This window comes from Sphingobium sp. 22B (assembly GCF_001580035.1).
Lineage (GTDB): Bacteria > Pseudomonadota > Alphaproteobacteria > Sphingomonadales > Sphingomonadaceae > Sphingobium > Sphingobium fuliginis.
Window position 1 is genome coordinate 241,973 of the sequence record NZ_LTAB01000001.1, and the last position, 13,492, is coordinate 255,464.

A 13,492-nucleotide genomic window follows, 5' to 3' on the forward strand; every position below is an offset into this window, starting at 1 on the left:
CACATCCGTTTACTTGTAGGGATCGACCGGCTGGGGGACTTCCACCACGCCGATGTCTTTCAGCATGGTCAGCACGTCGGAAATGCTGAAGATGCTGACGATCTTGTCGTCCTTGAACTTGACGATCGAGAACCAGTTAACCTGAAACTCGTTGCCGGTCGGCTGCACGCCCATATAGGGACCGCCGACATGCTTGCAGTAGTGGGTGGCGTAGATCCAGATCTCGTCGTCGCCCTTGCCCACCGCGTCGATGGTCTTGTAGGCGGCGGGGAAGAAGGTCTTGTAGAGCGCGACCGGCGAGGTCTTCCACTCTTCATAGGTGCCCAGATCCGGCCGGTTGGGGTTGCCGTACCGGAAATCGGGATGGAAAAACCGATCCATGCCGTCAAAATCGCCGGCGTTCAGGGTTTCCTGCAGGTCGGTCCAATGCTTGACCATCTGCTTCTGCTTGTCGGTCAGTACGGTCGAATCCGACACGTCCAGCTGTTCACGAATATCTTCTTTCCAGGCCACGATAGTCCTCTCTCATACATTCAGGATTGGTGTTGTGCTCAGTCTTCAGGAGCGATGGTGATCGTAAGGCCCGACAGGGCTTCCGTCATCATGACCTGACAGGACAGGCGTGAATAGTCGTTGCGGTGCGGCGATCCATCCAGCAGATCGCTTTCGTCGTCCGATACCGGGGGCAGGGATTGAGCGAAGGCCGGGTCGACATAGACATGGCATGTCGCGCAGGAACAGCAGCCGCCACACAGCGCCAGCAACTCATCGAAACCGGAATCTCTTATGGCTTCCATTACCGAGGTATCGGCGGATGCATTGATCGTCTGCTGTGCGCCGTCACGGGTAATGACATTCAATTCGGGCATGGCATTCCTCTGGTGGAATCGAAAGTAATGCCCCTGCTAATCAGGGTGCGCGGATTTCCATCCTGTCGAAAGGCAGGTTGTGAGATGGGCTATTTCACCTCGACCTGCACCGGGAACCGATCGAAATAGAAAGCGAAAGGGCGGCGCAACTCCTCGCCGGTCACACGGAAATCGCGCTCCAAATCGTAAACGATCTTGCCCTTGGCCTGCTCGCCATGTTCGGCCAGATAGTCGTGCAGGTCGGCCAGAGCCTCATCGGTCAGCGGGATGCCGGCAATGCGATAAATCTCTTTCAGAATCGGATCGGGATTTTTGATCCAGTCATGAAAATAGACGTCGATCGTCTGGTCGGGGGGCAGGATGTCGCGATCCCGCACGCAGGCGCGGAGCAGCTTTTCATAGCGGTCGGGCCAGTAGCCGAGCGGCTCCTGAATATCGATCGTCTTGCGGAACATGCGCGCCGCATAGCTGTACATGGTGAGCTGGGACCGGATCGACCCGACCGGATCGCGATGGGTCAGGACGAAGGTGGCGTCGGGAAAGGTCTTATAGAGGGCGGGCAACTGCTCCATATGCTGGGGGCATTTGATGACCCAGCGGTTCGGTCCGTTCAGGAAGGTCAGGACCTGGAGGCCCTTCTTCAGATAGGCATAGGTGCCCGACTGGTCGTGGCTCAGATAATAGTCCCGCCAGCGCGGCACACGCGCCAGCCACTCGATCAGATAGGAGGAGAAATCGACCGCCTGAAGCTCGATATCCTCGCTGATATGATCGGGCGAAAATTCGTGCATGATCGCCATATAGGGCAGGATGGATTCCATCATCCGCCAGCCCTGTTCGGCCTTGGTCCAGCGCGGATTGCTATCCTCTTCCGTCGGGGTTTCGTCCGGGGCGGGAACCGGCGCGATCGCTTCCCACCAGGGCAACGAGCGGAAGCGGCGGTCTGCCGACAGCAGGCCGAGCAGATGCGTCGTGCCCGATCGGGGAAGGCCCGCGACGATGATCGGCCGGTCGATCTGAATGTCCAATATCTCCGGGTGGCGCTTCACTATGTCCTCGATTCGCAGGCGCGTCGCGGCAAAGCGGATCATCATCTGGAACAGATTGGCGCGCGTGACCGCAGAGGCGTTGGCATCCTCGTCCACCGCCTGGCACCAGACGGCCAGCCGTTCGCGAAAATCCTCCGCGCCGAAATCCGACAGCCCGGTCTGCGCCTGCGCTGCGGCCAGGATGACCTCCGGCTTCAGGACGATCTGGTCCGCCGCCGCCTCGGCCCCGGCGATCACCTGCTTCTGGACATCGGTCAGCACGGGGTGATGCAGGTCGGTAATGTCGATGATGTTCCGGCGCGCGGCCTCTTCCTGCCCGGCACTGCCCATGTCGCTCTCCTCTTTTCGATGCGCCATCTAAAAGCGCGGACCCTTTCTTCCGCAAGGTGCGCAGCCATCGCCGCCGCGCCAAATACTCCGCAAAAGCGCCATGCTAGGCAGCGATGGCGTCGCGGCAGGCGAAACTGTTCGGAGAGGTTGGATGCACGCTGTTTCCCACGTCTATGATCTGCCCGTCACGCCGGCCATGGAATGCACGGTCCGGGGTCGGATCGCGCTGCCCGGCGTGGTGATGGAATTGCATCATTATCGCTTCCGCGGCCAGCAGGGCGGGGTCTTTTCGTCGCCGCGCAGCTTTCTCGATCTTGCGCTATCCCCTCGCCCGGGTCGTCCTTGCGGCGGTTATGGCGGGATGGAACAGGGCAGGGCCAGCGCCCTGGGCGACGTGCTGTTCGTTCCGGCGCGAAGCGAACTGCATACCGAGTGGGGCGAGGGTGAGCAGACATCCATATGCTGCGGCTTCGACGGGATGGGCTTCGATCATGACGGGCCGGACCTGTCGAGCGACGCATTGCAGGCTTCGCTCGACGTGCGCAGTCCGACTGTGCGCGAGGCGCTGCGGCGTATCGCCGGCGAGATTGCGCAACCCGGCTTTTGCAGCGAGATGCTAACGCAGGCGATATGGCTTCAGGCTGCGATCGAATTGCAGCGCTATCTGCGTGGTTCGGCGCGCGATGGCGGAACGGGAGGAGGCGGCATGTCCCGAACCCAGCTTCAACGCATCGAGGATCGCGTCGAACAGCCGGGGAAACCCCCGTCCGTCGCCGAACTGGCGGCCGAATGCGGCCTTTCCACCCGCCATTTCTTCCGCCAGTTCAAGATCGCCACGGGACAGACGCTCACCCGCTACGTCGCCGACCGCAAGATCGGCCGGGCGAAGCAGTTGCTGCGTCAGGCCGGTCCGGCGATCAAGGTCATCGCCTGGGATTGCGGCTTCGACAGCGCGGCCGCCTTTTCGGCGGCCTTCCGCAAGGCGACCGGACTGACGCCGCGGCAATTCCGAGAGGGCGTGATGCATTGAAGCCAGGGCCGTTTCGCGATGGCATTGGCACGATCGCGAAACTGGGGCCGCTTGTTCATCGGCCCGGTCGCCAGCAATGTTGCGCCAAAGCGCCGCCGCCGTTCGAGCGGCCATCGGGAGAATGGACGTGCCGGAAAATCTGTTCGATCTGAGCGGCAAGGTGGCGCTGATCACGGGCGCCAATTCGGGGCTGGGTTTCGGCTTTGCCCGCGGTCTTGCCCGTGCCGGCAGCGACGTCGTCCTCTGGGGACGGCGCGCCGACAAGAATGAAGAGGCGGCGGCCGCATTGCGCGCGCATGGGGTGCGGGTCTTCGCCGATGTCGTCGATGTGTCCAGCGAGCCCGCGATCGTCGCCGGCTTCGCCCGCGCGCTCGATGCCATGGGCCGGGTCGACACGGTGGTCGCCAATGCCGGCGTCGCCAGCCGGGTGCCGTTCACCGACATGGACGTCGCCACCTATCGCAAGCTGATCGACGTCAATCTCGATGGCGCCGTCTTCACCCTGCGGGAGGGTGCGCGGCACATGAAGGCGCGCGCGGAAGCCGGCGACCCGGGCGGTTCGCTGATCATCTGCGGCAGCGGCTCGATCTTCCAGGGCGTGCCGACCATGGCGCATTACGGCATCGCCAAGGGCGCGCTCAACGCCCTTGGCAAGGCGCTGGCGGCCGAACTCGGTCCGATCGGCGTGCGCTGCAACGTCATCGCGCCGGGTTTCATCGAAACCGAAATGACATTTGCCGATCCGGAGGTCGGCAGGATGATCGCAGACGTGGTCGCAGCGAAGGCCCCGCTCGGGCGGGCGGGCAAGCCGTCCGATCTGGAAGGCGCGGTCGTCTATCTCGCGAGCGATATGGCGGCCTACCACACCGGCGACACGCTGGTCGTGGACGGCGGCAAGATGTCCGCCAACTGACCAAACGGCAGGTGCCGCGCCGGGCTTTTACGGCCTGACTGTCGATATTAGCAGGAGATATGCATGTTCGCCCGGCCCAACAGCCAGCATTGCCAGGTCGCCTATGTCACCAACGATCTCGACGCGGCGATGGCCGCGCTCAAGGACGCTTATGGCACGCCCGGCTTCTTCGAATTATCGAACATCCAGCCCGGCGAAGATCCGACCGGCAAGCCGGTGCTCAAGATCGCGCTGGCGGTGGTCGGCGGCGTCGAGGTCGAACTGATCGAGCCGGTGGGCGACACGGCCCCCTTGTTCAGCGATTTTCTGCCCGAGGGCGACGATCTGGCCATTCGCTTTCATCATGTCGCGACCCGGATCGACGGACCGCTTGCCCATTGGGACGCCCATGTCGCTTCGCTCGACCTCATGCGGCACCCGGTCGTGTTCGAAGGCGCGCTGGGCGACGCGCTGCGCTATATCTACACCGACGAGCGCGCGACGCTGGGCCATTATGTCGAGCATGTCTGGATGGCGCCCGACCTTTTGGCGCAGATGCGTGCCGTCATCCCTACCTATCCGCCCGTTGAAGGACTGACTGCATGACCATCGCCCTGTCCCGCCTCAATTTCCGCGACATAGGCGGCCTGCCGACCGCGGGTGGAGGGCAGGTCCGGTCCGGCATCCTGTTCCGCTCCGAAGGGCCGGCGAGTTTCTTCGAGGATCATCATGCGGAGCTGTCGGAGCTGGGCTTCCGCTCGGTGGCGGACCTCCGATCGACGATCGAAAGGGACGCGGCGCCGCATGGCTGGTGCGGCCCGGACTGCCGGATTCTCGACCTCGACATGAACACCGACCTGCGCGCGCAGGGGGAGGACATGTGGCTGTCGCTCGGTCGCGAGCCGACCGCCGCGCGCGCCATCGAGGTTATGTCGCATAATTACGGTCTCATGCCGCAGGCCTTTCTGCCGCATCTGTCGCGGATGGTCGATGCGCTGCTGGCGCAGGACACGCCGATGCTGGTCCATTGTACCGCCGGCAAGGATCGAACCGGCGTCGTCGTCGCCCTGTTCCTCGACCTGCTCGCCGTGCCGCGTCCCGTGATCATGGAGGATTATCGCAAATCCGATATATTCGGCCAGAATCTGCGCGTGTCGGGTCATCTCAAGCGCGATCTGCAAAAGACCTTCGGCTTCGTGCCGCCCGACGACATGGTGGCCATCCTGATCGGCGTACAGGATGATTTCCTTCTGAGCGCGCTCGATATGGTCGCGACGCGATGGGGCGGGATTGAAGGGTATTTCGAGGCGGCAGGCGTCGACGCGGAGCGGCGTACTGCGCTGAGGCAATTGCTTGCCACAGACTAGGCGGGAAATCTGCGCGGGCGTGCCGACCGTCCTCGCCGGGCTTCTGCTGCCGGGCGGGATCGCCGGTGCCTCCGTCGTCAACCGGAAGACTATGGTGGAGAATGAGATGAGCGACAACGGCATTTTCGAATGGGAAGATCTGCTCGACCAGCTTCGTCCACTGGGCCAGTTGATGCGCGATCGTATCCCGGAAAGGCTGCGCAGCGATCCCCGCGTCATGCAGGAATCGATGCGGCTGTTGCTGTCGGGCGTGCTGCGCACGACCAATGACGCGATCATGCATGATCGCAGTCACCCGATCTTCGTGCCCGAACTCAATATCTGCCAGAATATCTTTCAGCCCAATGCGGACACCATCTACAAGGCGGCGTTGATCGAAAAGGGCGGGACCTATCGCATCCGGGGGGATCGCGGCACGACGCGGATGATGATCCTGGCGCAGCTCGGCCCGGACACGCTGCGCACCGGGCAGCATCATCCCGCGCAGGATGCAAATGATTTCAACGACCTGCATATCGGTGCCGACGGAACCTTCGATGTCATCCTCTCGCCGACCCGGCCTACCGGCTATGAGGGCGACTGGTGGGAACTGAAACCCGCGACCGAGAAGCTGATGGTGCGGATCGTCGCCTGCGACTGGGGCGTCGAGCGCGAGCCGCGCTTCGGCATCGTGCGTTTGGACGCCGATCGCGCCGCCAAGGGGCGCCCCACGCTGGCGCAACTGGCGCACCGTTTCGCCGAGATTCCGGCCACGGCGACCGTCTGCGCTCTGGCCTTTCCCGACAAGGTGCAGAAGTTGCGCGACGAAGGGCTGATCAATATGCTGAAAGTCGTCGACTTCTCGCAGATGACCGGTCTTGCCCGGCAGTCCTATTATGAGGGCGCCTACGAGCTGGCTGATGACGAGGCGCTGATTACCGAGGTGCAGATCCCGAAGGAAGTCGACTACTGGTCGCTGATCCTGACCAACGAACTTTATGAGACGACCGACTGGTATCATAACCAGTCCAGTCTCAACGCGGCGCAGGCCGTGCTCGACGGCGACGGCTATTTCCGCGCCGTCATTTCCGCGCGCGACCCGGGCGTCCACAACTGGCTCGACACGTCGGGCTATGCCAGCGGCGCGGTGCAGGGGCGCTGGTTCAACACCGACGAGCGGCCCACGCCGACGACGAAGAAGGTCAAGCTGGCCGACGTGCGCAGCCATCTACCCGCTGACACCGTGCTGGTGACACCGGATGCGCGCGCGCAAGCGATCCGCGAACGTACGCTCCGCGCGCACACGCGTATCATCTGGTGATGGAGGATTAAATGAGCGACGATCTGGCCAGGCTGCTCGACTATGAGGCGATCCGCAACGTGAAGGCGCGCTATTGCCGCTTTCTCGACACGAAGGACTGGGACGGCTTTCTCTCCCTGTTCACGCCCGATGCGGTGCTGGATGTCGAGGAGGATACCGGCAACCCGCCGATGAGCGGACATGCCGCCATATTGGAGCAGGTGCGCTCTGCGGTCATCGATGCGCGGTCGGCGCATCAGATCCACTCGTCGGAGATCGACCTGCGCGGCGATGAGGCGGACATGATCACGGCGATGCAGGACCGGGTGGTCTGGGCGCCGGGCAAATGCCCTATCCCCGGCGGCCAGTCGATCACCGGTTTCGGCCATTATACCGAACGCTATGTGCGTCGGGACGGACAGTGGAAAATCGCGGCGCTCAAGCTCACCCGCCTCTATGTCGAGGTGCATCCCGGACCTGCCGTTTGACAGGTTGCCAATGCTCCTCCCAACGGCAATGCAGTGGCATATATTTGAGAGGACAAGGGAATGACGGAAGCGGTGGAACCGGGCGCACGGGCACTTTTCGATAAGTTCGGCACCTATATCCTGCCCGGCCGCGTGAACGATCCGCGTCGCGGCATCGACGAAGCGAAGGAAGCGGAGCGCATCGGCCTTGGTTGCGTGTGGATTTCCGAACGCTATGCGCTCAAGGAGCCGGCGGTGCTGGCGGGCGCGGTGGCCGAGGCCACGTCGAAGATTCGCATCACCGGCACCATGTATGCGACGATGCGCCATCCGCTCGTCACCGCCAGCGTTGCCGACATGATGCAGGCGATGAGCGGGGATCGGTTCCGCCTGATGTTCGCGCGGGCCGTGCCGGCCTATATGAAAATGCTCGGTTCGCCGCCGATCACCATGGAACGGCTGGCCGATCTGATCTCGATCTGTCGGCGTCTCTGGGCGGGCGAGAAGATCAATTATGAGGGCGTGCTGGGCAAATTCCCCGCCATCAGCCTCACCGATCGTCATGGCGGCACGCCGCCGCCGATCATCTTTACCGCGATCGGTCCCAAGAGCCTGGAATTTGCCGGCGAACATTGCGACGGCGTGCTGCTGCATCCCTTCGTGTCGGCGCAGGGGGTGAAGAACAGCGCGAAGATTGTCCGCGACGCGGCCGAAAAGGCCGGCCGTGATCCCATGTCCGTGCGCATCTATCACAATATCATCGTCGCCCCGGACCTGCCCAAGGAGGAGGAGGAGGCCGTCGTCGGCGGCCGCGCCATCACTTATTTCGAACTGCCCGGCTTTGGCGACCTGATCGTCGACATCAATGGATGGGACAAGAAGGTGCTGGAGGATATCCGCGCCCATCCCAAAATCGCCGGCCTCAACGGCAAGCCGGCGGATCAGGCCTATACACGGCAGGAACTGGTCGATGTGAGCCGCCTCATTCCGCAGCAATGGCTGGATGAAGGCGCCGCGGTGGGGACCGCAGCCCAGTGCGCCGACCAGTTAATGGCCTATCTGGACGCCGGCGCCGATGAAATTCTGCTCCATGGTTCGTCGCCCAAGGATATGGGGCCGCTCACCATCGAACTGAAGCGCGCCCTGGCAGCGAAGGGGCTGTAATCATGGAATTGCTGACCCCCGATCGAATCACCGTCCAGCTGCAGGACTGGCTGGCGGGCGAAAAGCCCGAATGGCGCGACATCCGCGTTCGCCCGCTCGATGTGACGCTGGGCGCTGGCTTTTCGGCCGACATCTTCTTCGTCGACGTCGACTATGTCGATCCAGCTGGTCCCCAGAGCCAGACGCTCGTGGTCCGCCGTCAGCCGATGGATCTGGAAGTGGTGTTCGGCAGCAGCCTGGCGCTGCAGGGCAAGATGATGGCGGCGCTCGATGCGCGCGGCGACCTGCCCGTGCCGCCCTGGATCGGCATGCATCTCGATCCGGATATTCTCGGCCTGCCTTTCCTCGTGATGGGTAAGGTCGATGGGGAATGCGCCAAGCAGAAGCCCAACTATAATCTGGAGGGCTGGCTGGTCGAGATGAGCCCCGCGCAGCGACGGCAAAGCTTCACGAACGCCATCAACGCCTTTGCCAGCCTGGCGAAGATCGACTGGCGCGATGGCTTTGAATTTCTCGCCCAGCCTGAAAATGGGCAGCCAGGGCTTGATCAATATGTCGGTGCCCTCGAAGCGTGGCACAAGGCGGCCGGCCGGGGCCGCGCCATGCCCATCGTGGATGCAGCCATGGCCTATGTGCGCGCCAACATGCCGGCCGATGCGGGGGTGAATGTGCTGTGGGGCGATCCCACACCATCGAACGTGATGTTTTCCGCCGATGGTCAGGTCAACGCGCTGATCGACTGGGAACTCGCGGCGCTGGGACCTGCCGAGCTTGACCTCGCCTGGTGGCTCTATTTCGACGATCTGTTCGGCCGTCGCTTCGGCATCACCCGGCTGGAAGGCCTGCCGACCAAGGACGAGACGATCGCCATCTGGGAAGCGGCAAGCGGCCAGAAGGCCGGGCATCTCGATTATTATGACATCGTTGCGGCGCTCCGTATGGCGCTGGTCGCCGTGGGCGCCTTCGACCGGCAGGTCGGCATCGGCAATATCCCCGGGACCAACAAATCGCTCAACGACAATTTCATGACCCTGTATCTGGCTGAAAAGCTGGGGCTGCCTATCCCCGAACTCGGACCGGATTTCGTAGCCTTCATGAAGAATCTGACGCCGGTGGAAGACAAGACGGCCTAAAACCGGGCCGCTGCGTGTAAAAGCGAATTGCCCGCTTGACCGATGCCTCAATCAATAAATATACAGTGTGGAATAATAAAATGGAGAGGTGAGTCATGCGGCAGCGGCCGGTCGAAGGGCATTCATGAAAAGCGCTGTCGCAGAGCGCGCGCCGCTTTCCGCCGATGCACTGATCGCGGAAGCGCGCGCCGTGACCGGACTGTCGGACTTCGGGCCGGATATGTCCTTCATGACCGGCTTTCGCCGTCTGGTCGATGCAGTCGAGGCGATGGACCCGCCCGCCCAGTTGCGCGAGACCGCGCATCACAAAATCGTCGGCCTGCTCGCGACCCGGCTGCGCTTCGCCGAAGACGAACGGCTGCATCCGGACATCGTCGCGCAGGATGTGGGCGACCCGCTGATCGTCTGCGGCCTGCCGCGCACCGGAACAACGATTACCTACGATCTGCTTTGCCTCGATCCGGCGGCCCGGGCGCCGCGCGAATGGGAATGGTATATCCCCTGGCCGGCCCCGGAAATATCCAGTTTCGACAGCGATCCGCGCATCGCGCAGGTGCAGGCCGTCTATGAAAACTGGTTGAAACATGCGCCGCAACTGGCTGACATCCAGCGGATGGACTGCACCCAGCCGGGCGAGTGCAATCATGGCATGATGCTGCATTTCGCCAGCACAAATTTCCCGGCCGAACTGGGGGTTCCTGCCTTCGCCCGATGGCTGCAGGACATTGTGCCGGAAGGGCAATATCGCACCCACAAGCGGATGCTCCAGCATTTCCAGTGGAAAGGCCCCAGGGGCCGCTGGACGCTGAAATCGCCGCAGCATCTCATGGACCTGCCGGGTCTGGTGGAGGCCTATCCGGGCGCGATGCTGGTGTGGACGCATCGCGATCCGGTGCTGACCCTCTCGTCGCTATCGAGCATGATCGCCGGCTTCCTGGCGGCTGTGGGCGGCGCCAATGATCTTCAGGCGATCGGCCGGTCGGTGGTCGACACCTGGTGCGCGGCGATGGCGCGGGCGACGCAAGCGCGCGCAAGCGATTCCGCGATCGAGGGCCGCATTATCGACCTCGCCCATCGGGATATCGTCGCCGATCCGATGGCGACAATCGGACGCATCTACGACCGCTTCGGCCTGCCCTTCACCGAGACGCATCGCGCGCGCATCGCCGCTTTTCTGGCCGATAACCCCGCCGCCAGCCGCCTCGGCAAGCACAGGCACAGCCCCGGCCAGTTCGGCATCGATCCGGACGAGGTGCACGAGCGGCTCGCCGGCTATTATACGCGCTACGGCCATCTGTTCGACCGCGCCTGACCCCGATCTTCTGGAGTATCCAGCATGAGTGTTCTCGACCGTTTCCGCCTCGATGGGCGCACCGCCATCCTGACCGGGGTAGGGCCGGGCGTGGGCGAACATATCGCCAAGGCCTATGCTGAATTGGGCGCCAATGTGGTCCTCTCCGCCCGCTCGCAGGATCGGCTCGACCGTATCGCGGCAGAGATTAACGCGGCCGACGGCGGCCGGGCGATCGCCATCGCCGCCGACGCGGGCGAGAAGGCCGATCTTGAACGGCTGGTGGCGGGCGCGCGCGCCGCCTTCGGTCCCATCCATATCGTGTTCAACAATGCGGCGGCGGGCGTGGTCTATGCCGCAGACGGCGGGCTCTGGGCGAACACGGACGACGTCTGGAAGACGGCGATGGACGTCAACGTCATGGCGACCTGGCGTCTGACCGAACTGACAGAGGCCGATATGAAGGCGCATGGCAAGGGCAGCATCATTTCGGTCCAGAGCTGCGGCGGCTTCACGCCGATTCCGCCCGCCGTCGCCTATGGCGTGTCGAAGGCGGCGCTGCTTTTCCTGGTGCGCGAGCTGGCCAAGACGCAGGCGCCACACACCAGGATCAACTGCCTGTGCGTCGGATCGATGAGCCCGGACGGGCAGGAGGCCGCCATCCACAAGGGGCTGGGTCTTGCCGAGCGCAACGCGATCAAGCGCTTCGGTGCAGCGGACGAAGCGGTCGGCGCGGCGGTATTGCTGGCGGGAGACGGCTCCAGCTATACGACCGGCAGCACCATCTTCACCGAAGGCGGCCGGGTGGGGACGATTTCATGACCGTCAACCCTCTCTGGACCGACGATCAGGCAGCGGCGGAAAAGCTGGCGCTGCGCCTCCTCGAACGGGCCGACATCCGTGCCGCACGCGAAGAAGCGCGCCTCATGCTGCTCGCCGACTCGCTCGCGGGCACGCTCGATGGACGGCTGGGGCTGGATCGGGCGCTGGATCAGTGGGTGCTGGGACTGGCCATGCGCGAAGCCAATGGCGATCCCGCCGATCCCAGGGTCGTCTGGAATATCAGCAACGCCCCGCGGCGCTGGTTCGGCCACATCTATCCGGGCGCGGCGGTGGCGATAGACAATCCCGACAATTTCAACCGCGAAATTCCGATCGATGGCGATGGGCACTATGCTGTCGACATCCGCTTTTCCGCCGATCCACCGCAGTTCAGCATCGTTGCCGAGGTGGAGCCGGCGCATCATGCGGGACTTGGCCGCAATCTGGGAGCGCTGACGCTTCAGCAACTTCTGCCGTTCTGCGATGCCGACGGGCAGGTGACTGTGACGGTCGGCCCGCAGGAGGGCGGCGCGACCCATTTACGGACCGAGCCGGGCGCGCGGATTCAGGTCTATATCCGCGACAGTCAGCGCGACTGGCGGCAGGTGCCGGCACAGGTCAGCGTCCGTCGCGTCGATCCGCCATCCGGCCACCGCCCGCGCGACGAGGAGGAGATCGCCCGGACCGTCGTCGCCGACCTGCCAGCCTGGGTCGCCTTCTGGTCGGGGTTCAAGAATGATTTTCTCGGTCATCCCGAACCCAACCGGCTCATCGGACCCAATGGCCGCGACGGGGGCTGGGGCTATCTGGCTGGCGGGCGTTTCGCCCTTGGAGAAGGGCAGGGGTTGCTGGTGACGATCGATCCGGCGGGCAGCTATTATACCGGCATCCAGATTGCCGATCCGTGGACCATCTCCCCCGATCCGATGCTGCGCCTGGTCAGCCTCAACAGCGCTCAGGTCACGCCAGCGGCCGATGGCATGATCAGCTATGTGGTGGCGGGCGTCGATCCGGGCATCGCCAACTGGATCGATACGGCAGGCCTCGAAGAAGGCTGGGTGCTGCTGCGCTGGCAGGGCGTACCCGACGGCGCCGATCCTGCCTGCTTCATCCGCGACGTGCGCGTCGTCGATCTGGCGGCCATCGACCGCGAGGTGGACGCGAGGGTTCCCCGCGTCGATCTAGCCGCGCGGGGGCAGCAGTTGCGCGACCGCGCGCGTCAGCATGACCTGCGGACCCACGCCGCGACCTGGGGAGATGCATGATGCAGCCCAAGGGCTCTATACTGGAATTGTGTCAGGTGGTCCGCGACATGGAGCGCGCCTTGGATCACTGGACACGGGTCATGGGCGCGGGGCCGTTTTTCGTCTTCGACGTGCCCGTGCTGCCGGGCCAGATCTATCGCGGCGCGCCGACGCAGGTGGCGCTGAAGGTCGCGTTCGGCTTTTCCGGCGGACTGCTGATCGAACTGCTCCAGCAGACCAATGACGGGCCTTCGGTCTTCACCGAAATGCTCGACCGTCATGGCGAGGGCTATCATCATGTCATGCTGCGCATCCCCTATGATGACGGCGTGGAGCGGCTGTCCAGCGAAGGCTATGCCATGGCCTTCAGCGGCCAGATGCCGTCGGGCGAACGTTTCGCGCTGTTCGATACCCGCGCAGGCAATGGCGGCTATGTCGAACTCATGGAGATTTCGCCCGCGATGGAGGCGTCGCTCCACCGGATGCACGCCGCCCATTGCACATGGGACGGGATCGACCGCCCCATCCGGTCCATCGCCGAGCTCGGCTGAATCC

General features: G+C 63.7%; 15 protein-coding genes. 12 read left to right on the forward strand and 3 right to left on the reverse strand.

Annotated elements, in window-relative coordinates:
• Positions 1 to 9: 9 nt before the first annotated feature.
• The 3 genes from A0J57_RS01115 to A0J57_RS01125 all read right to left on the reverse strand — a co-directional run bounded on the left by A0J57_RS01115 (position 10) and on the right by A0J57_RS01125 (position 2,275).
• The gene (locus A0J57_RS01115; protein WP_009823722.1) at positions 10 to 513 is read right to left on the reverse strand and encodes an ester cyclase; all 504 of its coding nucleotides are present in this window, start codon (positions 511 to 513) and stop codon (positions 10 to 12) included.
• Positions 514 to 551: 38 nt separating this feature from the next.
• Positions 552 to 869 (reverse strand): 2Fe-2S iron-sulfur cluster-binding protein, encoded by a 318-nt coding sequence (locus tag A0J57_RS01120; protein WP_044662279.1) that lies wholly within the window; start codon positions 867 to 869, stop codon positions 552 to 554.
• Between the two features lie 89 nt (positions 870 to 958).
• Positions 959 to 2,275 carry a sulfotransferase gene (locus A0J57_RS01125; RefSeq protein ID WP_235600749.1) on the reverse strand — a complete coding sequence of 439 codons (1,317 nt, stop codon included), beginning with the start codon at positions 2,273 to 2,275 and terminating at the stop codon, positions 959 to 961.
• Positions 2,276 to 2,399: 124 nt separating this feature from the next.
• On the opposite strand from A0J57_RS01125, the gene A0J57_RS01130 reads away from it, so the two are divergent.
• From A0J57_RS01130 to A0J57_RS01185, 12 genes are all read left to right on the forward strand, one after another.
• Positions 2,400 to 3,278: an AraC family transcriptional regulator gene (locus tag A0J57_RS01130; RefSeq protein ID WP_044662281.1), complete on the forward strand. Its 879-nt coding sequence runs from the start codon at positions 2,400 to 2,402 to the stop codon at positions 3,276 to 3,278.
• A 121-nt stretch (positions 3,279 to 3,399) separates the two neighbouring features.
• Positions 3,400 to 4,191, forward strand: coding sequence for an SDR family NAD(P)-dependent oxidoreductase (locus tag A0J57_RS01135; protein WP_044662282.1), 792 nt, complete (start codon positions 3,400 to 3,402; stop codon positions 4,189 to 4,191).
• Between the two features lie 63 nt (positions 4,192 to 4,254).
• Positions 4,255 to 4,776, forward strand: a complete 522-nt coding sequence (locus A0J57_RS01140) for a VOC family protein (RefSeq protein ID WP_044662283.1) — start codon at positions 4,255 to 4,257, stop codon at positions 4,774 to 4,776.
• The gene (locus tag A0J57_RS01145) at positions 4,773 to 5,537 is read left to right on the forward strand and encodes a tyrosine-protein phosphatase (RefSeq protein WP_044662284.1); all 765 of its coding nucleotides are present in this window, start codon (positions 4,773 to 4,775) and stop codon (positions 5,535 to 5,537) included. Before A0J57_RS01140 ends, A0J57_RS01145 begins: the two co-directional genes overlap by 4 nt.
• A complete protein-coding gene (locus tag A0J57_RS01150; RefSeq protein ID WP_235600750.1) occupies positions 5,524 to 6,837 on the forward strand; it encodes a DUF1214 domain-containing protein in 1,314 nt (437 codons plus the stop codon). Before A0J57_RS01145 ends, A0J57_RS01150 begins: the two co-directional genes overlap by 14 nt.
• Before the next feature lie 11 nt (positions 6,838 to 6,848).
• Positions 6,849 to 7,304 (forward strand): nuclear transport factor 2 family protein, encoded by a 456-nt coding sequence (locus A0J57_RS01155; protein ID WP_044662285.1) that lies wholly within the window; start codon positions 6,849 to 6,851, stop codon positions 7,302 to 7,304.
• 60 nt (positions 7,305 to 7,364) lie between these two features.
• Positions 7,365 to 8,447: a TIGR03857 family LLM class F420-dependent oxidoreductase gene (locus A0J57_RS01160; RefSeq protein ID WP_044662286.1), complete on the forward strand. Its 1,083-nt coding sequence runs from the start codon at positions 7,365 to 7,367 to the stop codon at positions 8,445 to 8,447.
• Positions 8,448 to 8,449: 2 nt separating this feature from the next.
• Positions 8,450 to 9,580: a phosphotransferase family protein gene (locus tag A0J57_RS01165; RefSeq protein WP_044662287.1), complete on the forward strand. Its 1,131-nt coding sequence runs from the start codon at positions 8,450 to 8,452 to the stop codon at positions 9,578 to 9,580.
• Between the two features lie 124 nt (positions 9,581 to 9,704).
• Positions 9,705 to 10,892, forward strand: a complete 1,188-nt coding sequence (locus A0J57_RS01170) for a sulfotransferase (protein WP_044662288.1) — start codon at positions 9,705 to 9,707, stop codon at positions 10,890 to 10,892.
• 24 nt (positions 10,893 to 10,916) lie between these two features.
• On the forward strand, positions 10,917 to 11,693 hold the full coding sequence (locus tag A0J57_RS01175) for an SDR family NAD(P)-dependent oxidoreductase (protein WP_044662289.1): 777 nt from the start codon (positions 10,917 to 10,919) through the stop codon (positions 11,691 to 11,693).
• Positions 11,690 to 12,958, forward strand: coding sequence for a hypothetical protein (locus tag A0J57_RS01180; protein WP_044662290.1), 1,269 nt, complete (start codon positions 11,690 to 11,692; stop codon positions 12,956 to 12,958). Before A0J57_RS01175 ends, A0J57_RS01180 begins: the two co-directional genes overlap by 4 nt.
• Positions 12,955 to 13,488, forward strand: a complete 534-nt coding sequence (locus A0J57_RS01185; protein ID WP_044662291.1) for a VOC family protein — start codon at positions 12,955 to 12,957, stop codon at positions 13,486 to 13,488. The genes A0J57_RS01180 and A0J57_RS01185 overlap by 4 nt, the downstream gene beginning before the upstream one ends.
• Positions 13,489 to 13,492: the final 4 nt, after the last annotated feature.